The organism is Aeromonas sp. 6P, assembly GCF_051919525.1.
In the GTDB taxonomy this organism is placed as follows: Bacteria; Pseudomonadota; Gammaproteobacteria; order Enterobacterales; family Aeromonadaceae; genus Aeromonas; species Aeromonas veronii.
The window spans coordinates 866,194-889,329 of the sequence record NZ_JBQBEO010000002.1 but is presented as its reverse complement, the minus strand read 5'-3'; the positions used below and the strand labels follow the sequence as shown (position 1 = coordinate 889,329).

Sequence of the window (23,136 nt, the reverse complement as noted above, 5' to 3'; positions counted from 1 at the left end):
AAGACAGCTCTGTTATCCCGCGATTGCAGGGAATACACAAGTAAAAACGGCTCCTTAAGGAGCCGTTTTTAACTACAAGAAGGGATTACTTCTTGGCGTCGTCAGCAGTAGGCTTCTCGATAGCCAGCAGCTCAACGTCAAACACCAGCACGGCATTCGCCGGGATGGAGCCTGCACCGTGCTCGCCATAGGCCAGCTTGGACGGCAGGAAGAACTTGAACTTGGAGCCAACCGGCATCAGCTGAACACCTTCGGTCCAACCCGGGATAACCTGGTTGAGCGGGAAGGTAGCCGGCTCGCCGCGATCGACGGAGCTGTCGAACTTGGTGCCGTCGGTCAGGGTACCGGTGTAGTGAACCTTGACGATGTCGGTAGATTTCGGCTTGGCGCCAGTGCCCATCTTCTCGACCACGTACTGCAGGCCGGATTCAGTGCTCTTCACACCCTCTTTCTTGGCGTTGGCAGCCAGGAACTCTTCGCCCTTCTTCAGATTCTCAACGGCGTCTTTCTCGGCCTTGGCCTTGGTCAGCTCGTTGATCTTGGCGTCGTAATCCTGCAGTACCTTCTGGATCTCTTCATCAGTCATCTTGGCTTCTTTGCCCAGACCGTCAGTCACCCCTTTCAGGATCACGGCGTTGTCCAGTTTGATGCCCAGTTCCTGCTGACGCTCCAGGGTATTGGCGATGTAACGACCCATGGAGAGGCCAATTGCGTAGCCAGATTGCTCTTCAAAGCTCTTGGCTTCGGCCTTGGTCGCCTCTGCCGGCTTGCTGGCTTCTGCCTTCACTTCGGCGGTATTGGCCGCAGCAGGCTTCTCGTCTTTTTGGCAAGCAGTCAGACCGACGGCAACGGCCGCCGCCAACAGGGACACCTTCAGAAATTTGTTCATCAGTTTCTCCAAACTCCAAATACCGCTCTCGGTTCCATCGTGAAATGAGAGGTTTATCGTGATAAGCGCCTTATACTAACGCCGTGATCGCAGGTAACAAAAGCGTGAGACCGCAAAAATGATAAAAAGTGCCATTTATCTGGTGAGCCTCTGTTTAATGCTCTCCGGTTGCGAGCAGAGCTCCCAACCCAACCAGCAAATGCCCCTCGCCAGCACGGGTCTGCTGACCGCAGATCTCTCCAGTGATGGCAAGCAGGCCATCGTCTCCAGCATCAGCCAAGGCATCATCGTCTGGGATCTGGAACAGAACCGTCAACGCTGGCGCTGGAAGCAATCCGACTCGGCGGATGATCTGGTATTCATTACCCGTTTTTCCGAAGGCAACAGCCATGCCGTCACCGCCACCCCAGACACCTTTGCAACCTGGCGGCTGAGCGACGGGCAATCACAAGGCTACTACTCACTTCCTGAATCCAGGCTGAGGGACATCGCGCTCTCTGCCGACGGTCGTTATGTGCTGATCGGGCGAGAAGATGGCAAAGCCGAGTGGCTCGATACCCGAAGCGGTCGTCGTCTGCAGTTTATGGGGCACACCGAACAGGTCAATACGGTGGATCTCTCCGCTAACGGTCGCTACGCCCTGACCGGCGGCAACGACTACAGCGCCTATCTGTGGGATACCCGTAGCGGGCAGGTGATTTGGCGCTTCAACCATGGTGGCCGGGTGATCATGGCCAGACTGGAGCCGAGCGGCCGCTACGCCTTCACCGCCGACAGCAGCCGGGCCAGCATCTGGGATCTGAAAACCGGCAAAGAGGTGAGTCAGCTGCAATATGATCACCGCTTCGAGGTCTACACCAGCGCCCGCTTTGCCAACGATGGCAAGTGGCTGATCACTGGCGCCCCTTCCCGTCAGCTCTCCCTGTGGCAAGTGAGCGATGGTGCCCTGCTGCAGAGCTGGCGCGTCTCGCCGCAACCCAAGGTGAAACCGCCCAGCGCAGTGGTCTACGGCGTCGCTTTGCGCGACAATAGCCACCTTGTCAGTGCCAGCTCCAGTGGTCTGGCCGAAATCTGGACAATCAAGTAAGGACCCGAAGGCCCATGAGTCAGCAACTTAACGATCGCATCGAAACCCTGGAAACCCGTCTCGCCTATGCGGAGTACACCATAGAGCAGCTCAACGACGAGGTAACCACCCAGGGCCGTGAACTCGATCGACTCAAATACCAGATCCAGCTGCTGATCGACAAACTGCAAAGCGTACAGCCCAGCCAGATTGCCAGCATGGCCGAAGAGACCCCGCCGCCGCACTACTGATGGGTGTGCAATCAACAAGCTGTCTGCTCAAGACCAATAAAAATCCGAAACCGGCCAAACCGGTTTCGGATTTTTTATCCAAATGACCTGATAGCTGCGACTCGGCGCCTCAGAATCAGCCCGCGTTAACCTTTGTAGATCTTGGGGTTAAACACATCCCGCAACCAGTCACCCAGCAGGTTGATGACCAGCACCAGCACCACCAGACAGATGCCCGGGAAGGCGGTGATCCACCAGGAGCCGGAGAAGATGTAGTTGAAGCCGACGCTGATAAGCGAACCGAGCGAGGGCTGATCAACCGGCATCCCCAGACCGAGGAAGGAGAGCGCCGCTTCGCTCATGATGGCGTTGGCCACCTGCACGGTGGATATCACCAGAATGGGCGACAAACAGTTGGGCAGAATGTGGCGGAACATGATGCGCGGTGCGCGGAACCCCATCACCTTGGCCGCTTCCACATACTCCTTCTTCTTCTCCGCCAGCACAGAGGCGCGCACGGTACGGGCATACTGCGGCCACTCTGCAATACCGATGATCACCACCAGCATCATGATGGCAAACTTCGAGTAAAACTCGGAGCCAAATGTTGCCTGAAAGATGGCGGAGATGATGATCGCCACCATCATGGTGGAGAACGACAACTGCACGTCGGCAAAGCGCATCAGTAGGTTGTCGATGCGGCCACCGAAGTAACCGGCAATCAGACCGATGACGATACCCAGCACCAGCTGCAGCGCCACCGCAAACAGGCCGATGGTGAGAGAGATACGGGCGCCATAGAGAATGGTGCTCCAGATATCCCGCCCCTGGTTATCGGTACCAAGCCAGAAGCGCTCCTCGCCGCCTTCGAGCCAAGAGGGGGGCAACTCGGCATCCATCAGATCAAAACTGGTCTGGTCATAGACGTTGTGCGGGGCGAGCCAGGGCGCCAGCAGCGCCGCCAGCACGAACACCACAAACACCGCAAAGCTGAACATGGCTACCTTGTCCCGCAGGAAGTAGTAGACGATGTCAGAGTTCTTGAATCGTGCCCAACGGCTTGGGCTTGCAGTTACAGCGTTACTCATGCTTACCCCTTGGCAGTCAGGTTAACGGTCGGGTTAATCAACCCGTAGAGCAGGTCGACCAGGGTATTGGTCACCACGAAGATCAGTCCCACGAAGATGACGTAGGCGGTGATGAGGGGCGTATCGACCCGGTGGATCGCCTCGAGGAACAGGAAGCCGGTACCCGGCCACTGGAACACGCTCTCGGTCAGGATGGTGTAAGCCACCATGGTGCCGATCTGCACCCCGCCGACGGTAATGACCGGCAGCATGGTGTTCTTCAGAGCGTGCTGATAGTAGACCTTGTTGTTATCCAGCCCCTTGGCGCGGGCGAATTTGACATACTCGGAGGAGAGCTGCTCCAGCATCTCGGAGCGCACCAGTCGGATAAACAGCGGCAACATGATGGAGGAGAGAGACACCGCCGGCAGGATCAGGTGCAGGATGCCGTCCCAGGTAAAGAAGCCCGACTCCCAGCCCAGCAGGTTACGGGTCTCGCCGCGGCCATAGGCCGGCAGCCAGCCCAGCTGGATGGAGAAGAGATACATCAGCATGATGGCGGTCAGGAACACCGGGATCGAAATGCCGATACTGCTCCCCGCCATGATGATCTTGGTGGGAATGCTGCGCGGGCGGATCGCCGAATAGACACCGAGTGGAATGGAGACCACCACGATGATGAGCGCGGCGGCAAACACCAGCTCAAGGGTAGCTACCAGCTTGTCGAGGATCACCTCAAGAGCCGGTCGCTTGAAAAAGTAGGAAGTACCCAGATCCCCGTGCACCGCATTTTTCAAAAAGCGGCTGTATTTGACGAGGAAGGGATCGTTGAGGCCCATCTTCTCGCGCAATTCGTGGCGCTGGGCTTCGGAGACGGATTGTCCCACCAGCTCGCGCAACGGATCCCCCAGGTTGTCCTGGATGGAGAAGGCGACCAGGCTGATGACGAACATCACTATCACGGCCTGATAGAACCGTTTCAGCAGGAATGTAAACATGCTTGTCCTTCTACGTGGCCTGTGTCGTGGCACAGGCTTCTGTTAGTGGGCGGAGTGGCCAGCTGACCACCCCGCCCCGTCCTTCCTTAGCGCTTCTCTTACTTGCTGACCACCAGGTCACCCAGGTAAGGGAAGTTCATCACGTTGACCACCGGCTTGATGTCGACGTTCTTCTTGGCGCCATAGGCCAGATCTTCCCAGTGCAACGGCACGTAGGCAGCATCTTCGATCAGCATGGCTTCGACCTTCTTCAGCATCTCGGCACGCTTGGCCGGATCGGTCTCGGCGTTGGCATCCATCACCAGCTTGTCAGCTTCGGCGTTGGCGTAACCGGCGCAGTTGTACTGGCCCATACCGGTCTTGGCATCCTTGGTGAAGGTCAGGAACTCGAAGAAGTTCGCGGTATCTTCAGTGTCGGAGTGCCAGCCGATCAGCTGCATGTCTGCGGCGCACTTGTCAAACTCGGGCCAGTACTGGGCCACCGGCATGGTCTTCAGATCCACCTTGATGTTGATCTTGGCCAGCATGGCGGAGACAGCCTGGGCAATCTTGACGTCGTTGACGTAGCGGGCAGCCGGGGAGATGAAGGTCATCTTGAAGCCTTTCTCGTAACCGGCCTCCTTCATCAGCTCCTTGGCCTTGGCCAGATCATACTGAGGCACCAGCGCCTCGTTGTGACCGGCATAACCTTTCGGACTCAGCTGGCCAGCAGGGGTACCGAAGCCCTTGTTGATCTTCTCGACAATGCCCACCTGGTTGATGGCGTAGTTGATCGCCTGACGCACGCGCTTGTCTTTCAGTGCCGGGTTGGTGTTCTGGTTCAGCTCGATGATGATGGCGCGGGTACCGGACAGGGTGACCAGCTGGGAGTCCTTGCCATTCTTCACGCGCTCCAGATCGTTCGGCGCAACCGGATAGATCATGTCCACGTCGCCACCCAGCAGGGCTGCAACACGGGTCGCATCTTCCTTGATGGGCACCACGGTCAGGTTCTCAACGTTACCCTTGGAGGCCTTGTCCCAGTAGTTGGCGTTGCGGGCATAATCCAGCTTCACACCCTGCTCGCGGAACTTGACGGTGAACGGGCCAGTACCGGAGACGTGGGTAGAGGCATAGGAGTCGCCGTTTTTGACGATCTCGGCCTTGTCTTTGCCCGCTTCGGTCTTGCCGGTGTAGAACTTGGAGTCCATCGGGAAGATGTAGGTGACGGTCTGCAGCACCAGCGGGAACGGCTTGGCGGTGATCAGATCGACGGTGTAGTCATCGACCTTCTTCACTTCGCTGATGGGATCGAAGATCGCCTTGAAGTCGACGGAGGATTTAAGGCGGTTAACGGTCCACACCACGTCGTCTGCGGTGAAGTCGTTACCGGAGTGGAACTTGACCCCTTTGCGCAGGTGGAAGCGGACGGTCTTGTCATCGACACGCTCGAACTTCTCGGCCAGACGGGGCTCGAACTGCAGGTCCTGGGTGTAACGCATCAGGGGATCGAATACCAGGTGCGACATCTCCAGGGTCTGACCGGAGAGCTGCTCCTGCGGATCCAGCGAAGTGGCGTCAGAAGCGACACCCACCTTGATATCAGCGGCTGAGACACTGAAGGCGAAACCGGCGGCAAACAGCGCCAGGGCAATCTTGGACAATCCTTTCTTCATCTTGTTCTCCATGCTTTTGGCTTTCTTATGACACTTTTTTTGACAAGCAGACCGGCGCACCGGCGCTCTCCTAGCTTGCGATTTCCAGCCCCTCGCGGGACATTCCCTTGAACTCCGGCATGAGGGAGATCAGCTTGCGGCTGTACTCATGCTCGGCATTGGTAAAGAGTTTCTCGGTCTCGGCCACTTCCACCAAATGGCCGTGCTGCATCACTCCGATGCGGTCGCACATCTGGCGGATCACCGGCAGATCGTGGCTGATAAACAGCATGGTGAGCTTGAGCTCCTGCTGCAGATCCTTGAGCAGGTTGAGGATCTGGGCCTGCACCGACACATCCAGCGCCGAGGTCGGCTCGTCGCAGATGAGGAAGCGCGGGCGAGTGGCCAGGGCGCGTGCAATGGAGATGCGCTGGCGCTGACCGCCGGAGAACTCGTGGGGATACTTGACCCCGGCACCACGACCGAGACCCACGTGATCCAGCAGATCGCCGACAATCCCCTCAATCTGGCTCTCGCTGCTCGCCAGCTGATGGAAGCGGATCGGCTCGGCAATGATGTCGCGCACCTTCATCCGCGGGTTCATCGACGAATAGGGGTTCTGGAACACCATCTGCATCTGGCGACGCAACGGGCGACGCTCGCGCTCGCTCTTGAGAGCGGTCAGATCGATCCCCTCGAAGAAGATTTTGCCGGTATCAGGCGGATAGAGACCGGTGATGGCGCGGGCAATGGTCGATTTGCCGGAGCCCGACTCCCCCACCAGACCGAAGGTCTCCCCTTCGAAGATCTCGAAGCTGATGTTGTTGCAGGCGCGCACATACTGGCGGCGGCTCGGGAAGATGGAGTCCTTGGTGACGAACTTCAGATCGACGTTCTCCACCCGCAGCAGCGCCCCTTCATAGGCACGCTCGTCCTGACTCTGGCCGAGCCAGTGGGTCTTGAGGTCGATATTGGTATCCGGCGCACTGGCATCCTCGATATAGGAGACCAGCGGGAAACGCACCAGCTTAACGTCGGAGCGGGGTACCGCCGAGATGAGGCTGCGGGTATAGGGGTGATTGGGGCTGCCCAGTACCTGTTCGGTCAGGCCGAACTCCACCAGATCGCCGCGATACATCACCGCCACCTTGTCGGTAACGTTGGAGACAACGCCCATGTCGTGGGTCACCAGCATGCAGCCCACCTGACGCTCTTTGCAGAGGGCGCGGATAAGCTGGAGGATCTGATCCTGAATGGAGACGTCGAGCGCCGTGGTCGGCTAATCGGCGATGATCAGCTCAGGATCGCAGGAGAGCGCAATGGCGATAACCACCCGCTGACGCATGCCACCGGAGAACTGGTGCGGATACTGCTTGATGCGCAGCTCCGGCTGCGGAATACCCACAGCCCCCATCAGCTCCAATGCCTTGGCAAAAGCGGCTTCGCGAGAGAGGTCGGTATTGGCCAGAATGGTCTCCACCAGCTGATGCTCAACGGTGAACAACGGGTTGAGGGAGGTCATGGGGTCCTGGAAGATGAACCCGATACGGGAGCCACGGATGGCCCGCATCTCATTCTGGCTCTTGCCGGAGATGAGTTCGCCATTGAGATAGATATCGCCACGGGCGATGCGACCCGGCGGGCTCAGGAGATCGATAACGGCGTTGCCGATGGTGGACTTGCCGGCGCCGGATTCACCGACCACTCCGACAATCTCACCCTTTTCGATAGAGAAAGAGAGATCCTTCACCGCGGCCAGCACCCCGTAGCGGGAGGGGTACTCGATCCGCAAGTTCTTTACTTCGAGCAAGGACATGGTTACCTCTGCGGGGGACATCCGTCCCAAATAATTCGTCCGTAAATCAGCCGCAGATGCCGGTTGTTACCTTGGGCAATATTTGCTCAATCCATGAGGCAGCGAAACCAGCGATCCGGGCGGGTTTTTTGCATTTTTTTGGAATAACCCGCGAGTAACTTAGACGGTTTGACCACGGGTGTAAATGATTGAGTTATACAATTCCGCAATGTTTTGTGCAGATAACCACCAATCCAGCAGAGATAAATGATGATTTTCATCACACAAATGGCCGGTGCGTCCGTACATCTATTGGTATCATTACTTTAATTTCAACAACAACGCAACAAGCAGCATTTATCACTATTTCCAAAACGATCACCAGCCCCGAATGAGTAGTGAATATTTATGTGAAATGGATGATAAACGGCAGCATATGCCGATGAATGAAAATTAAGCAGATATAAATCGGGGGATGCCAGAACGGTCATCCCCCGGAAGATGACTATCAACCGAGCCAGAATGCCAGTAATTGCATACAAAACAGGGCGAACAGGCCGGCGATCAGATCGTCCAGCATGATGCCCAGACCACCGTGGATCCGGCGATCAAACCAGGAGATGGGCCAGGGCTTGAGCACATCAAACAACCGGAACAGCGCGAAGCCCGCCACCACCCACTCCCAGCCGGCTGGCGCTGCGATCATGGTGACGCCAAAGCCGATCACCTCGTCCCAGACGATGGCGCCGTGATCCGGCATACCGATGGCATCGGTGGCGCTCTGACAGATACGAATACCGACCACAAACCCCACCGCCAGCAAGGCGATAAACCAGTGGGTCGGCAGCCCGCTCACCAGCAGGTAGAGCGGAATGGCCGCCAGGGTGCCCATGGTGCCCGGCGCTTTGGGGCTGAGACCGGAACCAAACCCCACCGCCAAAAAGTGAAGCGGATTTTTCAGATCCAGTCGTGTCAGCTCGGGCTTTATCCTGAACAAACTCATGCGAAGTGATCCCACCCTTTCAGTTGCAACTCGACCGCCTGGTCGCCACGCAGGTAGTCGATGCCCGGCTCGCCCGCCACAATGCGGCCAATGCGGCTGAACTTGACCCCGCTGTGGGCCAGCGCCGTATCGAGCGCGCCGCGGTGCTCCTCCGGTACGGTAAAACAGAGCTCGTAGTCATCGCCACCGGCCAGCGCCAGTTGCCACGCCTCCTGCTCGCTCACCGCATCCTGCAACACTGGCGAGAGTGGCAGCAGATCGAGATCGATATGGGCCCGCACGCCGGAGGCCTTGAGGATATGGCCGAGATCCGATGCCAGCCCGTCGGAGAGATCCAGCGCACTGCCCGCCAGCCCGCGCAGCGCCTGACCGGCCAGAATGCGGGGATGGGGGTGGTCGAGCCGTGGCAGCACCGCGGCCAGCTGGTTCTCGTTGAGGGTGCGTTTGCCCAGCAGGTGGGAAAGCGCCAGCGCGGCATCCCCCAGGGTGCCGGTGACATAGATGCCGTCACCGGCTTTGGCGCCGCTGCGCATCAGGGCGCGACCGGCAGGCACCGCTCCCTTCACCGAGATGGTGATGGAGAGCGGCCCGCGGGTCATGTCTCCGCCCACCAGCGCCACATTGTAGTACTCGGCCAGCTCCAGAAACCCTTCGGCAAAACCGGCGACCCAACCTTCGTTAATGGCAGGCAGGGTCAGCGCCAGCGACACCCAGCGCGGCTCGGCCCCCATGGCGGCGAGATCGGAGAGATTGACCGCCAGCGCCTTGTAGCCGAGATCCACCGGATCCATGTCGGGAAAGAAGTGTACGCCGCTCACCAGAGTGTCGGTGCTCACCGCCAGCTGGGTATCGGGGGGCAGGGTCAGCAGGGCACAGTCATCTCCAGGGCCCATCACCACGTCCTTGCGGGCGTGGGGGACCTTGAAGTACTTATCAATCAGCTCAAATTCACCCATACAGTAAAAAGCCAGCAATAAGCTGGCTCCTCTCTTAGATGCTGACGGACAGCAGGATCAACGCTTGTTCAGCGACTTGATCACCTTGTCCAGTACACCGTTGACAAACTTGTGGCTGTCATCGGCAGCAAAAGCTTTGGCCAGCTCGATCGCTTCGTTGATGACCACGCGCGGCGGTACATCATCACGACGGGTCAGCTCGTAGGTCGCCAGACGCAGGATCGCCTTGTCCACCATGTCCACTTCTTCCAGCGGACGGGAGAGGAAAGGTGCAAACACCTTGTCCAGCTCGCTGCAGTGGAGGGCTACCCCGAACAGCAGATCGCGGAAATAGTTCAGGTCTACACCCTTGGTGTCCTGATCGATCTTGAACTGCTCTTCGATGTCACTCACGTTAGCCTTGGTCATCTGCCACTGGTAGATGGCCTGGGTGGCGCAATGGCGGGCTTTACGGCGCTCAGACGGTTTCAATGTACTTCTCCTCGTTACACGTCCAGTTCTTTCAGGACGTTGATCATTTCGAGCGCTGCCAGTGCAGCCTCTGCACCCTTGTTACCCGCCTTGGTACCTGCACGCTCGATGGCTTGTTCAATGTTTTCAGTGGTCAGCACACCGAAGGCAACGGGAATTTCATATTCCATCATTACCTGGGCCATGCCCTTGCTGTTCTCGTTTGCCACCAGGTCGAAGTGGTAGGTGCCGCCACGGATGACAGTACCGACCGCCACGATGGCGTCGTATTGACCACTCTTGGCCAGCTTCTTGATGACCAATGGCATTTCAACCGCGCCCGGCACTTTTACCAGTGTCAGGTTGCTGTCCTGCACTTGACCTTGACGCTTCAGTACGTCCACCGCGCCGTTCACCAGACTGTCGTTGATGAAGCTGTTGAAACGGGCAACAACAATAGCAACGCGCGCCTCAGGAGCGGCGATATTTCCTTCGATAACCTTCATTGGAAATCCTGTATCTGTGCAATCAAAAGGGCCGGAGTCAAAAGTGCGCACATTCTAGCACAACAGACCCACGACAAAAACCATGGCCGCAATAGACGGCCATGATCGCGATGTAACCAGTCCGGCGCGCTTACTCGCCGGTAAATTCCACGACTTCCAGACCGAAACCGCCCGGAAGGGGATGGTACTTCTCTGGTAGTACGTTACTCGCCGATGTACTCAACCACTTCCAGACCGAAACCACCGAGGGCATGGTACTTCTTCGGCGAGCTCAGCAGACGCATCTTGCTCACGCCGAGCGCCTTGAGGATCTGGGAACCCACGCCAACACGGCGCGAGGTGCCCTGCCACTTGGCTCCTTCCGGTGCTAGCCCCTTGTCGGCGGCTTCAAAACCCTTGACCCGGGCCAACAGCTCGGCGCCGTGGGCTTCCGCCCCCAAAATCACCAGCACCCCGCCTTCGTCAGCGATGCGGGCCATGGATTTGGGCAGCGGCCAGCTGCGGGCGGCGTGGCGGTCGGTCAGCAGCAGATCGCTCAGCACATCGTGCAGATGGACGCGCACCAGGGTCGGCTGGTCGGCCTGCACCTCACCCTTTTTCAGGGCGAAGTGAACCTGATTGTCGATGGTGTCGCGGAAGGTGATGAGGTCGAATTCGCCAAACTCGGTCGGCAACTTGCACTCGGCCACCTTCTCGACCGTGGTCTCGTGCTGGTTGCGGTACTCGATAAGGTCGGCGATGGTGCCGAGCTTGATGCCGTGCTCCTCGGCGAACACCTCCAGATCCGGACGGCGCGCCATGGTGCCATCTTCGTTGAGGATCTCGACGATAACGGCGGCAGGCTCGAAACCGGCCAGACGGGCCAGATCGCAGCCCGCTTCGGTGTGACCGGCACGGGTCAGCACGCCGCCATCCTGCGCCATCAGCGGGAAGATGTGGCCCGGCTGCACCAGATCGGCCGCCTTGGCATTGGGCGCCACAGCGGCCTGCACGGTCACCGCACGATCGGCGGCGGAGATACCTGTGGTCACCCCTTCCGCCGCCTCGATGGAGACGGTAAAGGCGGTGGAGAACTGGGCATTGTTGCGATCCACCATCAGCGGCAGCGCCAATTGCTTGCAGCGATCCCGGGTCAGGGTCAGGCAGATGAGGCCACGGCCGTAGCGGGCCATGAAGTTGATATCCTCCGGACGGACGCAGGAGGCGGCCATGATGAGGTCCCCTTCGTTCTCCCTGTCTTCGTCATCCATCAGGATCACCATCTTGCCAGCCTTGATATCGGCAATGATTTCCTGGGTTGTGCTCAGCGCCATGGGCTACTCCATCAGTGTGCTTGGGGGTTGAGCCCGCAGGCTCAACGCAAATGCGAGTGTATGTTGCTCTAGATTGGGGCGCATGGCCCCATTTCAATCGGAGCGGGATCACAGAAAATCGTTTTGGTGGCCAGATTCAGCGCACACCGTCAGAGAAAACCGGCCTTGGCCAGTGTCTCCATGGTCAGGGTCGAGGCGCTGCTCTCCTGACTCTTGCCCATCATCAACCGCTCCAGATAACGGGCGATCTGATCGACCTCGAGGTTGACCTTGTGGCCCGGCTTCCAGCTGGCGATGGTGGTCTCCTGCGCGGTGTGGGGCACGATAGTCAGGCGGAAAAGGTCCCCCTGCACCGCGTTGACGGTGAGGCTGATGCCATCCACCGCAATGGAGCCCTTCTCGGCGATATACCGGGAGAGCTCGCCCGGCGCCTTGATCCAGTACTCGATGGCGCGGCCGCTGCTGGAGACGCTTTTCACCTCCCCTACCCCATCCACATGGCCGGAGACCAGATGGCCGCCGAGGCGGGAGGTGGGCATCAGCGCCTTCTCGAGGTTGACCCGATCGCCCACTCTGGCGGCGGCAAAACCGGTACGGGAGAGGGTTTCCAGCGACACATCGGCGGTATAGCTCTTGTCGCCCAGCGCCACGACGGTGAGGCAGACGCCGTTGGTAGCGATGGAGTCGCCCAGCTTGACGTCGCTAAAATCCAGGCCTGGAGCGTGGACGGTGAGGGCCATGTCATCGCCCTGACGACGCAGTTCGGCCAGGGTCCCCACCGCTTCGATAATTCCGGTAAACATGCAGATCACCTTGCTGATGATGGGGGCAGCTGCTGCCCCCCTTGAACATTGAAAGATCAGGCTATTTTGGCGGTAATGCGAATATCTGGCCCCACCATGCGCACATCCTTGATGGCGAGCTTGGGTGCCTGGAACAGCCGAGTCAGGCCCGGCAGATGGAACAGGCCACGCCCCTCGTCCCCCATCAATTTGGGCGCCTGGTAGAGCACCAGCTCATCCACCAACCCCTTCTCCAGCAGGGCGCCACACAGCCGTGGGCCCGCCTCGACCAGCACCGAGTTGACGTTCTGCTTGGCCAGCAGCATGAAGAGGCTGACCAGATCCAGCTTGCCATCCAGCAGTGGCAGCTCCAGCTGCTGCACCCGCTCGGGCCACTCGCCGGACGCCTTGTGACGGGCCAGCAGCACCGGGCTCTCGCTCTGGAACAGAGGCAAGTCGGGTGTGAGGCGGTTTTGCGAATCGACGATAACCCGCAGCGGCTGGCGCAGGGTCTCTTTGGGATAACTCGCCTTGACCGAGGGGGGCAGCTCGTCCCAGCGCACGGTCAGGGAAGCGCCATCGGCCAGCACGGTTTCGGAGCTGGAGAGCACCGCATCGTGGCGGGCCCGCAGCCGTTGCACGTCACGGCGCGCATCCGGGGAGGTGATCCACTGGCTCTCGCCGCTCGCCATGGCGGTGCGGCCATCGAGGCTGGCCCCCAGCTTGACGGTCACCCGCGGGAAGGCGGTACGCATCCGCTTGAAAAAGCCCGGGTTGAGCGCTTCGGCTTCACTCGCCAGCAGGCCGAAATCGGTCTTGATCCCCGCTTCGGAGAGCATCCGCAGGCCGCGCCCGCCCACCTGGGGATTGGGATCGACCATAGCCGCCACCACCCGGGCCACACCGGCGTTGATCAGCGCTTCGGCGCAGGGGGGAGTACGACCGTGGTGGGAGCAGGGTTCGAGGGTCACATAGGCGGTGGCGCCGCGGGCGTTGTCACCGGCGGCGCGCAGGGCGTAGACCTCAGCATGGGGTTCGCCCGCTTTCTGATGCCACCCTTCGCCAACTACCACGCCATCCTTGACCAGCACGGCGCCGACGCAGGGGTTGGGGGCCGTGGTGTAGCGGCCGCGGCGGGCCAGTTCGAGGGCCCGACTCATCCATTGGTAATCATCTTGACTAAACATTCGGGCTCCTTTGACAACACATCTCGGCTTTACGCAGTATCGTAGGTTCGATTAGCGCAGCGTAATCGGACGCGGCAACATGGGTAAGAATGGCGGTTTACTTCTCCAGCTTGGCGATCTCTTCGCCGAACTCGCGAATATCTTCGTGTCCTGAGGTAGAGAGGGGCGAAGTGGATATTCACTTGCCCATCCGATACCATCATTTCTCCAATTTGGCGATCTCTTCACCAAACTCGCGAATATCTTCGTGTCCTGAGGTAGAGAGGGGCGAAGCGGATATCCACTTGCCAATCCGATACCATCATTTCTCCAATTTGGCGATCTCTTCGCCGAACTCGCGAATATCTTCGAAGCTGCGATAGACGGAGGCAAAGCGGATATAGGCCACCTTGTCCAGACTCTTGAGCTCATCCATCACCAGATTGCCCACCAACTCGGAGGCGACTTCACGCTCGCCGGTGGCACGCAGACGGGATTTGATATGGTTAACCGCCTTTTCGATGGCCTCCATGCTCACCGGGCGCTTCTCCAGCGCCCGCAGGATGCCGGCGCGCAGCTTGTCTTCGTTGAACGGCTCGCGGGAACCGTTGGACTTGATGACGCGGGGCATCACCAGCTCGGCCATCTCGAAGGTGGTAAAACGCTCGTGACAGAGCAGACACTCACGACGGCGGCGCACCTGATGGCCTTCTGCCACCAGACGGGAATCGATCACCTTGGTATCAACCGCACTACAGAATGGGCAATGCATCGGACCTCCGGCGTTAATGGAACAGGGACCGGCCCGGCGGGCCAGGATCTAGGTCGGCCAGTGTAGCACGGCCATCCAAAACCGGTAAAAGCCAGAAAAAACAATGCCACCCGCAGGTGGCATTGGTCTCAAACCGAACGGTCTGACTTATCAGCCATAGACCGGGAAGCGGCGGCAGATATCCAGCACCTTCTCGCGTACAGTGGCCAGCACGGCATCGTTGTCGTGGTTGTCCAGTACGTCGCAGATCCAGTGGGTCAGCTCGATGGACTCGGCTTCCTTGAAACCGCGGCGGGTAATGGCCGGGGTACCGATCCGCACACCGGAGGTGACGAACGGGGAGCGCGGGTCGTTGGGCACGGAGTTCTTGTTGACGGTGATGTTGGCTTTGCCCAACGCAGCATCAGCATCCTTACCGGTCAGCTCGCGGCCGATCAGGTCAACCAGCATCAGATGGTTGTCGGTACCGCCGGAGACGATCTTGTAACCGCGCTCGATAAAGGTGGCAGCCATCGCCTTGGCGTTTTTCACGACCTGAGCCTGATAGGTCTTGAACTCCGGCTCCAGCGCCTCTTTGAAGGCCACGGCTTTACCGGCGATGACGTGCATCAGCGGGCCACCCTGACCCCCCGGGAAGACGGCAGAGTTGAGCTTCTTGTAGAGCTCCTCGTCGTCAGCGGCGGAGAGGATCAGACCACCGCGCGGACCGGCCAGGGTCTTGTGAGTGGTGGAGGTGACCACGTGAGCGTGGGGAACCGGGTTCGGGTAGACGCCAGCGGCAATCAGACCAGCCACGTGAGCCATGTCGACAAACAGGTAGGCACCGACCTTGTCGGCGATTTCGCGCATGCGGGCCCAGTCAACGATGCCGGAGTAGGCAGAGAAGCCACCGATCATCATCTTCGGCTTGTGCTCGACAGCCTGACGTTCCATGTCGTCGTAGTCGATCTTGCCGGACTCATCGATACCGTAAGGCACGATGTTGTAAAGCTTGCCGGAGAAGTTGACCGGAGAGCCGTGGGTCAGGTGACCGCCGTGGGCCAGGTTCATGCCCAGTACGGTGTCGCCCGGCTGCAGCAGAGCCATGTAAACGGCGCTGTTGGCCTGAGAGCCGGAGTGCGGCTGCACGTTGGCGTAAGTGGCACCGAACAGCTCTTTGGCACGCTCGATAGCCAGGGTTTCGACCACATCCACATACTCGCAACCACCGTAGTAACGCTTGGAGGGGTAACCTTCGGCGTACTTGTTGGTCAGCTGGGAGCCCTGGGCTTCCATGACACGGGGGCTGGTGTAGTTCTCAGACGCAATCAGCTCGATATGCTCTTCCTGACGACGGGTTTCGTCTGTGATGGCCTGCCACAATTGCGGATCATAATTGGCGATGGTCATGTCACGTTTCAACATCCGTTTCTCTCCTGAAAATCGTTTGCGCGTTAGGTGAAGTGGGCGCGGGCATTGTAACGTGAGCTGGATCAAAGAGACAGTCCAACCACCTAAAAAAATGTTGAATTTATGTTGTAAAAAACAAGATTCCCTCCCCGTTCAATACCCTGGCCGCTCCGCCAAACAACACATTTTTCATCCCGCTGCGGACAGGCAAAACCCGAAGGGGATCACAACGCCCTCTTTATCCATCCTGTAACATATTCATTCGAAACAAATTTAATGATGATGGAGCTGATTGCAGCCATGCATCCGAGGGGCTGCACCTAACCGGAGGAGTTCAAGATGGACCATCTGCTGACATTCGTGATCCTGGCTGTCTTTTTTCTGTTCTACTGGGTCTACTACACCAGCCAACGCAAACATCTCCCCACCACCTCGTGGGAGCAGCTCCCCACCAAAGCCGACTATCTGGCGGCCCACCCTGAATCAGTCGATGGCGACATCATCTTCTGTTATCACTGCGGCCACCACGAGTTGCTGGAGGTGGGCATGGTGCACCTGACCGATTTTCGCCGGGAATGGGTCTGTGCCAAGTGCAAGCAGGTGCTGTTTCGCGAGATCGAATAACGGCGCAGGGGCTGGCCACCCTCCCTAAACCCCGTACATAGCCAGCAGGGATCAGAACGGCGCATCCCTGTTGGCCGTCAGCCACTGCTGCAACCCGCTCACCGCCGCGTCAAATTGCGCCCCGATTGTCGCAGGCTCCCCGCCTCCCGCCTCAAGAGCCGCACAGTGGCTGGCAAATTCGGTCAACCCAAGCGCCAGCGCACTCCCCTTGAGCTTGTGCGCCAGCTGACGTTGCTCACTTCCCTCACCCTGAGCCAACTTATCCACCAACACCCGCCCTTGCGACTCAAACAGCGCGACCAGCTGGCGGATCCGCGCCATGCCGAGCAGGGGCAGATCGGCGTCCAGCACCGGATTGGAGAACTCGGGTCTAGTAGTAGAGACGGCGACAGATAATGGCACTGGCGACGCTATGGGCGACGCATCCTGCCGAAACAGCTGTTCGATGGCATTGGCCAGCACCGCCAGCCGCACCGGCTTGCCAACAAAATCGACAAACCCGGCGGCGAGACAGTGGCGGATATCCTCCGGATACATCTGTGCCGAGATGGCGATGGCGGGTAGCGGCCGCTCATGCACCTCCTCGCTGATGGCGGTCAGATCCTCGCGCAGGGTCATCCCGTCCATGTCGGGCAGATTGATATCGAGCAGCGCCAGCTCGAAGGGGCGTTCGGTCACCAGCGCCAGCGCACTGCGACCATCTTCCGCCAGGGTGATGCGGTGGCCGAGGCGAGTCAGCATGCCGTGCGCCACCAGCCGGTTGATCTCGTTATCCTCCACCAACAGGATGTCGCGGGACTGACCAAGGTGCAGCGGCTGCGCCTCGGCGGGCAGTTGGGCGCTCGAGCGCTGCAACGGCAAGCTAAAGCTGAATTCACACCCCTTGCCCGATTCGCTGGCAAGATGCAGCTCGCCCCCCATGGCGGCCACCAGCTTGCGGCTGATTGCCAGCCCCAGTCCAGTGCCGCCCTGATGGCCCACGTCCCGCGTACGCTGGCGAAACGCCTCAAACACCGCCTCCTGCTCATCGACCGGAATGCCGGGGCCGGTATCGCGCACCACGAAGCGGATACAGGGCTCGGCGCAAGGGCCGTGGCAGACAAGAGGCGCCACCGTCAGGGTAATCTGGCCACGGGCGGTAAACTTGACCGCATTGCCGAGCAAGTTGCCGAGCACCTGGCGCAGCTTGCCCAGATCCCCCTCGACCACAGGCGCCAGCTCGGGCGCATATTCCAGCGCCAAAGTGACCCCCTTGGCCGCAGCCTTTGGCCGAAACAACGCGCTGAGCTCATCCACCAGCTGGAACAGGGGGAAGGGCTCACGGCGCGCCTCCACATGGCCCGCCTCGATCTTGGAGTAGTCGAGAATGTCGTTGAGGATCTCCAGCAGGGATTCGCCGCTGTGTTCGATGGCGGCCAGATAGCGCTGCTGGGTATCGCTCAGGTGGGTATCTTCCAGCAGTGTCAGGCCCCCGAGAATGCCGTTCATAGGGGTGCGGATCTCGTGGCTCATGGTGGCGAGAAACACCGACTTGGCGCGGTTGGCCTGTTCTGCCTCGGCGCGGGCCTGCCGCTGCTTCTCCACCTCCTCATTGAGCCGCTCGTTGGCGTGGCTGAGCTGGCCGGTGCGCTCCTCGACCCGCGACTCCAGCTCGCGCTGATAACGGCCCAGCTCAACCGCATTGTCACGAAACACCTGCAAGGCCCGGCCCAGCTCCGCCAGCTCATCGCGCCCGGTACTGGCGATCGGCTCAAGAGGGGCCAGATCCCCGCGCGCCAACCGGCTCATCCCCGCCACCGCCCGTTGCAGCGGCCAGACGATCCGGCCGTAGACCATGCGCCACATCAACAGCATCAGCAGTAGCAGCGTAAGCAGGCCAATGCCCATCAACGCCTGCTCCAGCAGCCTGAGGCGCTGACTTAGCGCCTGCTGGCTCTGCCCCAGCGAATCGCGGGCACGGCTGACCAGCTCACCGACCTGCTGATTGAGGCTGCTCATCAGGGCGTCGTTGGCGCTGGCCAGCACCCGCAGTGCCTCCCCCTTGCCGAGCCAGTCGCTGCGCAGTTGCACCAGCTTGTCGCTTTGCGCCAGCACGGTCAGCGCCTGCTCCACCGCCTGACGGCGAGCCGGATCGGTCACCGCCCCGGCTCGCAGTTGCAAGATGGCCAGCTCCCGCTGCCCCTCTTGCAATAGCGTTTGCAACTGTTCCTGCCGTTCGCTGCGCCACATCTCTTCGATGCGCTGCTGCTGCATCAGGGTGCGATGACGCAGCTCGGTCATCTGCTCCAGCCAGTCGAGATCCTGCTCCAGCAGGCGATCCAGCGTCCGGGCCGCCTGCGCGCCTTGCTGTTGGTAGAGGGAACCCAATCCCGCCACCATCACGGTTTCGGCGTTCTCCATCTGGCTGCGCGCCAGCTCGGCGATCTGTCCGGCCGCCGCCACCAGACGGGCACGCTGCGCCTCACCCTGCGCCATCAGGGTCAACCGCTCCCCCACCAGCCAGCCCTGCTGACCCAGATTGCCGATGATGCTCTGACTGAGCTGATCGAGGCTTGTTGAACCCTGCCCACGGCCAAGTTGCGCCAGTACCTGTTGTAGCTGTTGCCCTTGCAGAGTGAGCAAGCGCCCCTGATGCTCCCGCTCCTGCTCGCTGGTTGCGGTGGCCAACAGCCGTGACGCGCTCTGGATCTCGCCGCTGAGGCGAGAGAGCGTGCGGGCCAGCTCCTGATCGGCCAGAGTCTGCTGCACCCCTTGCTCCAGCTGGCGCAGATGGCTAAGCCCCACCCAGCCCAGCAGGGAGGCACTCAGGGTCAGCAACGCCATCAAGGAGAAGGCCAGCAGCAACTTGCCACCCAGGCCGGAAAAGATTCTCACGGGAAGTCCCTTGGTTGTGGTCGGCTTTGACCGGATAATATGGCCCAACACTTTAACAAAACCCCTGGCCATGCGAAGCGTCTATCTCTCCCCGTTGTTGCTGATCTGGTTGCTAATGCTTCCCAGCGCCGCCCTCGCCTTTGCGGTCGATATCTGGCCCAGCGGCGAATTCAGCGGCCAGCCGGTGCGCCAGCAGTGGCCGGAACCCGCTGCCGCAACCAAACCGCTGACCCTCTGTGCCCTCTACCCCCATCTGCGCGACGCCTACTGGCTTTCGGTCAATCAGGGCATGGTGGACGAAGCGAAGCGGCTGGGAGTCAAGTTGCAGATCCACGAAGCGGGGGGCTATGGCGCCCTCGTCGAGCAGCGCCAGCAGTTGCAGCGCTGCGTGCAGGAAGGGAGCGACGCCATCTTGCTCGGCGCGGTGAGCTATCAGGGCTTGCGCGAGGCCATCAAGGTCACGCCGCTGCCGGTCTTTGGGCTGGTCAACGATCTGCCCAGCGGTCTGGTGCAGGCGAAGGTGGGGGTCTCCTGGTACCAGATGGGCTGGCAGATTGGCCACTGGCTGGCGCAGCGCCACCCCGCCGGCAGCAAGCCGGTCTCGGTCGCCCTCTTCCCCGGCCCGCAGGCAAGCGGCGGCAACAACTTCGTCGAGCCGGGCTTTGCCGACGCCATCAAGGGGAGCGCCATCAAGCTAGTCACCACCGAGCGCGGCGACAACAGCCGGGAAATCCAGCGCACGCTGGTGCAGCAGACGCTGGCCCGCTATCCCGACCTCGACTATCTGGTGGGCGGTGCCATCGCCGCCGAAGTGGCGGTCAACGAGCTGGCGCAGCGCCATCTCGACCGGCCCCAGGTGCTGAGCACCTACTTCAGCCACGGGGTACAGCGTGGCCTGCGCCGAGGCAAGGTCCTGGCCGCCAACAGCGATCAGATGCGGCTGCAGGGGCGCCTTGCGGTCGCTCAGGCGGTCTGCCTGCTGCAACACCCTGATGCCAGTGCCGAGCAGTGCCCGCGGGTGATGGGCCCCCCCATTCTGACGCTATCTGCACCGCTGGCCGACCCCGCCGATTCCCTCTCGGATGGCGCTTTTCGTCCCGTCTATCGGGTCGAATAGCCGTTCCAAATCCGATCAGCCCACTCAAGGAGAAGAGATGAAAGAGTTACATGCCAGCTGCCTGTGCGGCGCCATCGCCCTGACCCTGCCGGATCAGTTCGACTATATGGGGAACTGCCACTGCAGCGAATGCCGCAAGTTTTCGGGGGGAGATTACGCCTCGGTCGGCGGACTGGATGGCAGCAAGGTCACCATAGTGAAGGGCATTGATGCCATCAGCCGCTACCAGAAATCGGCAGAGACTACCCTGGCCTTCTGTCGTCACTGCGGCTCCAGCCTGTTCAGCCAGAAGAGCAGTAGCGGCAAGATCAACCTGCGCCTCGGGGTACTGGACGACGTGCCGAGCCAGCGGCCCGCGTTTCACATCTTCGTTGGCTCCAAGGCGCCCTGGCACCAGATTGGCGACGACTGCCCGCAATTTGATACCCGCCCGCCGGTCTGATACCCGGTCAAACAGGTCAAGTCCATTGCAACGGGGTCAGGAGGCTATCTCGCCGGCAAACAGATAGCCTTCACCATGGACGGTGACAAACAGCTGGGGATCCCGCGGATCCGCTTCCATCTTGCCGCGCAGCCGTCGGATCAACACGTCTATGGTGCGATCGCTCGGGCCATCGCCGCGATGGCTGATGAGGGTCAGGATCCGCTCCCGGCTGAGCACCCGCCCGGCATGGGCGACAAAGGCCACCAGCACTTCATATTCGGCCTTGGTCAGACGCACCGGCACCCCGTCCTTGCTGAGCTGGCGGCGGGGAATGTCAAAACGCCAGGGGCCAAAGCGCACCGCATCGTCAGCCACCGCAGGCTCGCTCGGCGCGGCGGCCGCCAGCGAGATCCGCCACAGCAGATTTTTTACCCGCACCAGCAACTCCCGCAGCTCGAACGGCTTGGTGACATAGTCGTCGGCCCCCATCTCGAGGCCGACAATCCGGTCCACCGCATCGCTGCGGCCGGTGACCAGAATGATCCCCACCGTGCTGCGCGCCCGCAGTTCACGGGTCAGCAGCAGACCATCTTCCCCCGGCAGGTTGATATCCAGCATCACCAGATCGACCGTTTGTTCCGCCAGCACGGCGCGCATCTCCTGGCCGTTTTCGACCGCCGTCACCCGATAGCCCTCCCGCTCGAAATAGCCGGTCAGCTTCTCGCGGGTAACCGCATCATCTTCAACAACCAGAATGTGGTAGCTCATGGGCAGGATTCACGATGGTCGACAAGGGAGGATTATTCTATTCACATTTTGTCATAAATACCCCTATTTCATTAATTTGTGGCGGCAGCCCTGTTCACAACGCCTCCCTATCATGGCTCCCATCAAAAAAGTGATGTGAGAGAGCATGATGAAAAAACTGTGGCACTTCCTGCGCACCCCCAGCCGTCGCTGGTCGGTACTGGCGCTGCTTCTGGTGGGCGTCGGCGTCACCCTCGCGGGCACCGTCGGTCTGCACTATGGCTTTGAGAAAACCAGCAGCCTCGAATTCTGTATCTCCTGCCACTCCATGAAAGACACCGTCTATCCGGAGTACAAGGAGTCCATCCACTTCAAGAATGCCTCCGGGGTACAGGCGGTCTGTACCGACTGTCATCAGCCGAAGGATTTCGTCGGCAAGGTGGCCCGCAAGATGGAGGCGGCCAACGACCTCTATCAGGAGTACATAGGCCACAGCATCGACACCCAGGAGAAGTTCGAGGACCGGCGCCTGCATCTGGCCGAGAAGGTGTGGGCGCGGATGAGCAGCCAGAACTCCAAGACCTGCAAGTCCTGCCACAACTACGACAACATGGATCACGCCAAGCAGTCCCCGGCGGCTGCGCTGGCGATGAAAGATGCGGCGGCGAAGAACATGAACTGCATCGAGTGCCACAAAGGCATCGCCCACGAACTGCCCAACATGGCGGGCGGCTTCCGGGCCACTTACGCCACCCTGGTCAACGACGCGCAAGAGGCGCCAGCCGCCGAGACCCTCTACAACCTGGGTGAAAAAGATCTCTATGCCAGCGAACAGAGCAGCGACCCGGTCGGCAAACTGCTGCCAGCCTCCCGCATCGACGTCGTAGACCGCAGCGGCGATCGCCTCAAGGTGACCATCGAAGGGTGGCGCGAGAGCGACGGCAAGGGCCGGGTGCTGAGCGAATACATGGGCAAGCGGGTCTTCGTCGCCACCATCCGTGACGAACTGAAAGCGAGCGAGAAAGTGCTCAAGCAGGAGACCGACAGCGCCACCCATATCAAGTGGGAGCAGGTTCAGGTGCAGGCCTGGGTCGATGGAAAGGGCTTTGAGTCCTCGCTCAAACCGATCTGGGATTACGCTGGCGAGATGTACAAATCCACCTGCAACTCCTGCCACGGCGCGCCGGCTCCCGCTCACTTCACTGCCAACGGCTGGATCTCGGGGCTCAAGGCGATGTCTGCCTACTATCGCCTGAGCAAGGAAGAGGAGCGCACCCTGCTCAAATACCTGCAAAACCATGCCGCCGATACCGGTGGTCAGGGCAGCCACTAAG

General features: G+C 60.2%; 21 protein-coding genes and 1 pseudogene. 6 read left to right on the top strand and 16 right to left on the bottom strand.

The genetic code is table 11. From position 1 onward, the window contains the following. Nucleotides 1-85: 85 nt before the first annotated feature. On the bottom strand, nucleotides 86-889 hold the full coding sequence (gene fkpA / locus ACTG2J_RS04360; RefSeq protein WP_005335283.1) for an FKBP-type peptidyl-prolyl cis-trans isomerase: 804 nt from the start codon (nucleotides 887-889) through the stop codon (nucleotides 86-88). 118 nt (nucleotides 890-1,007) lie between these two features. Here fkpA and ACTG2J_RS04355 point away from each other — a divergent pair, with 118 nt between their 5' ends. Together ACTG2J_RS04355 and ACTG2J_RS04350 are read left to right on the top strand one after the other, a co-directional pair. Then, a complete protein-coding gene (locus ACTG2J_RS04355) occupies nucleotides 1,008-1,976 on the top strand; it encodes a hypothetical protein (RefSeq protein WP_113739052.1) in 969 nt (322 codons plus the stop codon). A 14-nt stretch (nucleotides 1,977-1,990) separates the two neighbouring features. After that, on the top strand, nucleotides 1,991-2,206 hold the full coding sequence (locus ACTG2J_RS04350; RefSeq protein WP_005335285.1) for a SlyX family protein: 216 nt from the start codon (nucleotides 1,991-1,993) through the stop codon (nucleotides 2,204-2,206). 125 nt (nucleotides 2,207-2,331) lie between these two features. On the opposite strand, the gene ACTG2J_RS04345 is transcribed toward ACTG2J_RS04350, so the two are convergent. The 13 genes and pseudogenes from ACTG2J_RS04345 to glyA all read right to left on the bottom strand — a co-directional run bounded on the left by ACTG2J_RS04345 (nucleotide 2,332) and on the right by glyA (nucleotide 16,031). Then, nucleotides 2,332-3,273 (bottom strand): ABC transporter permease, encoded by a 942-nt coding sequence (locus ACTG2J_RS04345; RefSeq protein ID WP_040068611.1) that lies wholly within the window; start codon nucleotides 3,271-3,273, stop codon nucleotides 2,332-2,334. 2 nt (nucleotides 3,274-3,275) lie between these two features. Further along, the gene (locus ACTG2J_RS04340) at nucleotides 3,276-4,250 is read right to left on the bottom strand and encodes an ABC transporter permease (protein ID WP_323890716.1); all 975 of its coding nucleotides are present in this window, start codon (nucleotides 4,248-4,250) and stop codon (nucleotides 3,276-3,278) included. A 98-nt stretch (nucleotides 4,251-4,348) separates the two neighbouring features. After that, the gene (locus ACTG2J_RS04335) at nucleotides 4,349-5,905 is read right to left on the bottom strand and encodes an ABC transporter substrate-binding protein (protein ID WP_042054176.1); all 1,557 of its coding nucleotides are present in this window, start codon (nucleotides 5,903-5,905) and stop codon (nucleotides 4,349-4,351) included. Between the two features lie 70 nt (nucleotides 5,906-5,975). Beyond that, nucleotides 5,976-7,700, bottom strand: a pseudogene (locus ACTG2J_RS04330) (dipeptide ABC transporter ATP-binding protein). Nucleotides 7,701-8,187: 487 nt separating this feature from the next. Beyond that, on the bottom strand, nucleotides 8,188-8,682 hold the full coding sequence (locus ACTG2J_RS04325; protein ID WP_005349509.1) for a phosphatidylglycerophosphatase A family protein: 495 nt from the start codon (nucleotides 8,680-8,682) through the stop codon (nucleotides 8,188-8,190). Further along, complete coding sequence (gene thiL, locus ACTG2J_RS04320) at nucleotides 8,679-9,638, bottom strand: thiamine-phosphate kinase (protein WP_439997231.1); 960 nt, start codon at nucleotides 9,636-9,638, stop codon at nucleotides 8,679-8,681. Before thiL ends, ACTG2J_RS04325 begins: the two co-directional genes overlap by 4 nt. Before the next feature lie 57 nt (nucleotides 9,639-9,695). After that, entirely contained in the window at nucleotides 9,696-10,109 is a 414-nt protein-coding gene (gene nusB / locus ACTG2J_RS04315) for a transcription antitermination factor NusB (protein ID WP_439997230.1), read from the bottom strand. A gap of 14 nt (nucleotides 10,110-10,123) precedes the next feature. Continuing rightward, nucleotides 10,124-10,594, bottom strand: coding sequence for a 6,7-dimethyl-8-ribityllumazine synthase (ribH, locus tag ACTG2J_RS04310; protein WP_005338866.1), 471 nt, complete (start codon nucleotides 10,592-10,594; stop codon nucleotides 10,124-10,126). A 203-nt stretch (nucleotides 10,595-10,797) separates the two neighbouring features. Continuing rightward, the gene (ribBA, locus tag ACTG2J_RS04305; RefSeq protein WP_058059436.1) at nucleotides 10,798-11,907 is read right to left on the bottom strand and encodes a bifunctional 3,4-dihydroxy-2-butanone-4-phosphate synthase/GTP cyclohydrolase II; all 1,110 of its coding nucleotides are present in this window, start codon (nucleotides 11,905-11,907) and stop codon (nucleotides 10,798-10,800) included. A 149-nt stretch (nucleotides 11,908-12,056) separates the two neighbouring features. Then, nucleotides 12,057-12,710: a riboflavin synthase gene (locus tag ACTG2J_RS04300; protein ID WP_005349507.1), complete on the bottom strand. Its 654-nt coding sequence runs from the start codon at nucleotides 12,708-12,710 to the stop codon at nucleotides 12,057-12,059. Between the two features lie 56 nt (nucleotides 12,711-12,766). Further along, complete coding sequence (gene ribD / locus ACTG2J_RS04295; RefSeq protein WP_439997229.1) at nucleotides 12,767-13,876, bottom strand: bifunctional diaminohydroxyphosphoribosylaminopyrimidine deaminase/5-amino-6-(5-phosphoribosylamino)uracil reductase RibD; 1,110 nt, start codon at nucleotides 13,874-13,876, stop codon at nucleotides 12,767-12,769. Nucleotides 13,877-14,177: 301 nt separating this feature from the next. After that, nucleotides 14,178-14,627, bottom strand: coding sequence for a transcriptional regulator NrdR (gene nrdR / locus ACTG2J_RS04290; protein WP_005338880.1), 450 nt, complete (start codon nucleotides 14,625-14,627; stop codon nucleotides 14,178-14,180). 150 nt (nucleotides 14,628-14,777) lie between these two features. Continuing rightward, on the bottom strand, nucleotides 14,778-16,031 hold the full coding sequence (glyA, locus tag ACTG2J_RS04285; RefSeq protein WP_005338884.1) for a serine hydroxymethyltransferase: 1,254 nt from the start codon (nucleotides 16,029-16,031) through the stop codon (nucleotides 14,778-14,780). A 324-nt stretch (nucleotides 16,032-16,355) separates the two neighbouring features. Between glyA and ACTG2J_RS04280 the strand changes: the two genes are divergently transcribed. After that, nucleotides 16,356-16,640 carry a hypothetical protein gene (locus tag ACTG2J_RS04280; RefSeq protein ID WP_042060069.1) on the top strand — a complete coding sequence of 95 codons (285 nt, stop codon included), beginning with the start codon at nucleotides 16,356-16,358 and terminating at the stop codon, nucleotides 16,638-16,640. A gap of 51 nt (nucleotides 16,641-16,691) precedes the next feature. Here ACTG2J_RS04280 and torS read toward each other — a convergent pair whose 3' ends face one another. Beyond that, on the bottom strand, nucleotides 16,692-19,514 hold the full coding sequence (gene torS, locus ACTG2J_RS04275) for a TMAO reductase system sensor histidine kinase/response regulator TorS (protein WP_236315822.1): 2,823 nt from the start codon (nucleotides 19,512-19,514) through the stop codon (nucleotides 16,692-16,694). A 70-nt stretch (nucleotides 19,515-19,584) separates the two neighbouring features. Here torS and torT point away from each other — a divergent pair, with 70 nt between their 5' ends. Together torT and ACTG2J_RS04265 are read left to right on the top strand one after the other, a co-directional pair. Continuing rightward, the gene (gene torT / locus ACTG2J_RS04270) at nucleotides 19,585-20,631 is read left to right on the top strand and encodes a TMAO reductase system periplasmic protein TorT (protein ID WP_439997228.1); all 1,047 of its coding nucleotides are present in this window, start codon (nucleotides 19,585-19,587) and stop codon (nucleotides 20,629-20,631) included. 37 nt (nucleotides 20,632-20,668) lie between these two features. Further along, nucleotides 20,669-21,073 carry a GFA family protein gene (locus tag ACTG2J_RS04265; protein WP_113739060.1) on the top strand — a complete coding sequence of 135 codons (405 nt, stop codon included), beginning with the start codon at nucleotides 20,669-20,671 and terminating at the stop codon, nucleotides 21,071-21,073. A gap of 36 nt (nucleotides 21,074-21,109) precedes the next feature. On the opposite strand, the gene torR is transcribed toward ACTG2J_RS04265, so the two are convergent. Next, the gene (gene torR, locus ACTG2J_RS04260; protein WP_042080622.1) at nucleotides 21,110-21,823 is read right to left on the bottom strand and encodes a two-component system response regulator TorR; all 714 of its coding nucleotides are present in this window, start codon (nucleotides 21,821-21,823) and stop codon (nucleotides 21,110-21,112) included. A 145-nt stretch (nucleotides 21,824-21,968) separates the two neighbouring features. On the opposite strand from torR, the gene torC reads away from it, so the two are divergent. Next, nucleotides 21,969-23,135, top strand: a complete 1,167-nt coding sequence (gene torC / locus ACTG2J_RS04255; protein ID WP_113739061.1) for a pentaheme c-type cytochrome TorC — start codon at nucleotides 21,969-21,971, stop codon at nucleotides 23,133-23,135. The last annotated feature ends 1 nt before the right edge of the window (nucleotide 23,136 follow it).

Excerpts from the sequence above, each read along its gene's own strand:
- fkpA (WP_005335283.1), bottom strand. The coding sequence starts at position 889 with ATGAACAAATTTCTGAAGGTGTCCCTGTTGGCGGCGGCCGTTGCCGTC.
- ACTG2J_RS04355 (WP_113739052.1), top strand. The coding sequence starts at position 1,008 with ATGATAAAAAGTGCCATTTATCTGGTGAGCCTCTGTTTAATGCTCTCC.
- ACTG2J_RS04350 (WP_005335285.1), top strand. The coding sequence starts at position 1,991 with ATGAGTCAGCAACTTAACGATCGCATCGAAACCCTGGAAACCCGTCTC.
- ACTG2J_RS04345 (WP_040068611.1), bottom strand. The coding sequence starts at position 3,273 with ATGAGTAACGCTGTAACTGCAAGCCCAAGCCGTTGGGCACGATTCAAG.
- ACTG2J_RS04340 (WP_323890716.1), bottom strand. The coding sequence starts at position 4,250 with ATGTTTACATTCCTGCTGAAACGGTTCTATCAGGCCGTGATAGTGATG.
- ACTG2J_RS04335 (WP_042054176.1), bottom strand. The coding sequence starts at position 5,905 with ATGAAGAAAGGATTGTCCAAGATTGCCCTGGCGCTGTTTGCCGCCGGT.
- ACTG2J_RS04325 (WP_005349509.1), bottom strand. The coding sequence starts at position 8,682 with ATGAGTTTGTTCAGGATAAAGCCCGAGCTGACACGACTGGATCTGAAA.
- thiL (WP_439997231.1), bottom strand. The coding sequence starts at position 9,638 with ATGGGTGAATTTGAGCTGATTGATAAGTACTTCAAGGTCCCCCACGCC.
- ribH (WP_005338866.1), bottom strand. The coding sequence starts at position 10,594 with ATGAAGGTTATCGAAGGAAATATCGCCGCTCCTGAGGCGCGCGTTGCT.
- ribBA (WP_058059436.1), bottom strand. The coding sequence starts at position 11,907 with ATGGCGCTGAGCACAACCCAGGAAATCATTGCCGATATCAAGGCTGGC.
- ACTG2J_RS04300 (WP_005349507.1), bottom strand. The coding sequence starts at position 12,710 with ATGTTTACCGGAATTATCGAAGCGGTGGGGACCCTGGCCGAACTGCGT.
- ribD (WP_439997229.1), bottom strand. The coding sequence starts at position 13,876 with ATGTTTAGTCAAGATGATTACCAATGGATGAGTCGGGCCCTCGAACTG.
- nrdR (WP_005338880.1), bottom strand. The coding sequence starts at position 14,627 with ATGCATTGCCCATTCTGTAGTGCGGTTGATACCAAGGTGATCGATTCC.
- glyA (WP_005338884.1), bottom strand. The coding sequence starts at position 16,031 with ATGTTGAAACGTGACATGACCATCGCCAATTATGATCCGCAATTGTGG.
- ACTG2J_RS04280 (WP_042060069.1), top strand. The coding sequence starts at position 16,356 with ATGGACCATCTGCTGACATTCGTGATCCTGGCTGTCTTTTTTCTGTTC.
- torT (WP_439997228.1), top strand. The coding sequence starts at position 19,585 with ATGCGAAGCGTCTATCTCTCCCCGTTGTTGCTGATCTGGTTGCTAATG.
- ACTG2J_RS04265 (WP_113739060.1), top strand. The coding sequence starts at position 20,669 with ATGAAAGAGTTACATGCCAGCTGCCTGTGCGGCGCCATCGCCCTGACC.
- torR (WP_042080622.1), bottom strand. The coding sequence starts at position 21,823 with ATGAGCTACCACATTCTGGTTGTTGAAGATGATGCGGTTACCCGCGAG.
- torC (WP_113739061.1), top strand. The coding sequence starts at position 21,969 with ATGATGAAAAAACTGTGGCACTTCCTGCGCACCCCCAGCCGTCGCTGG.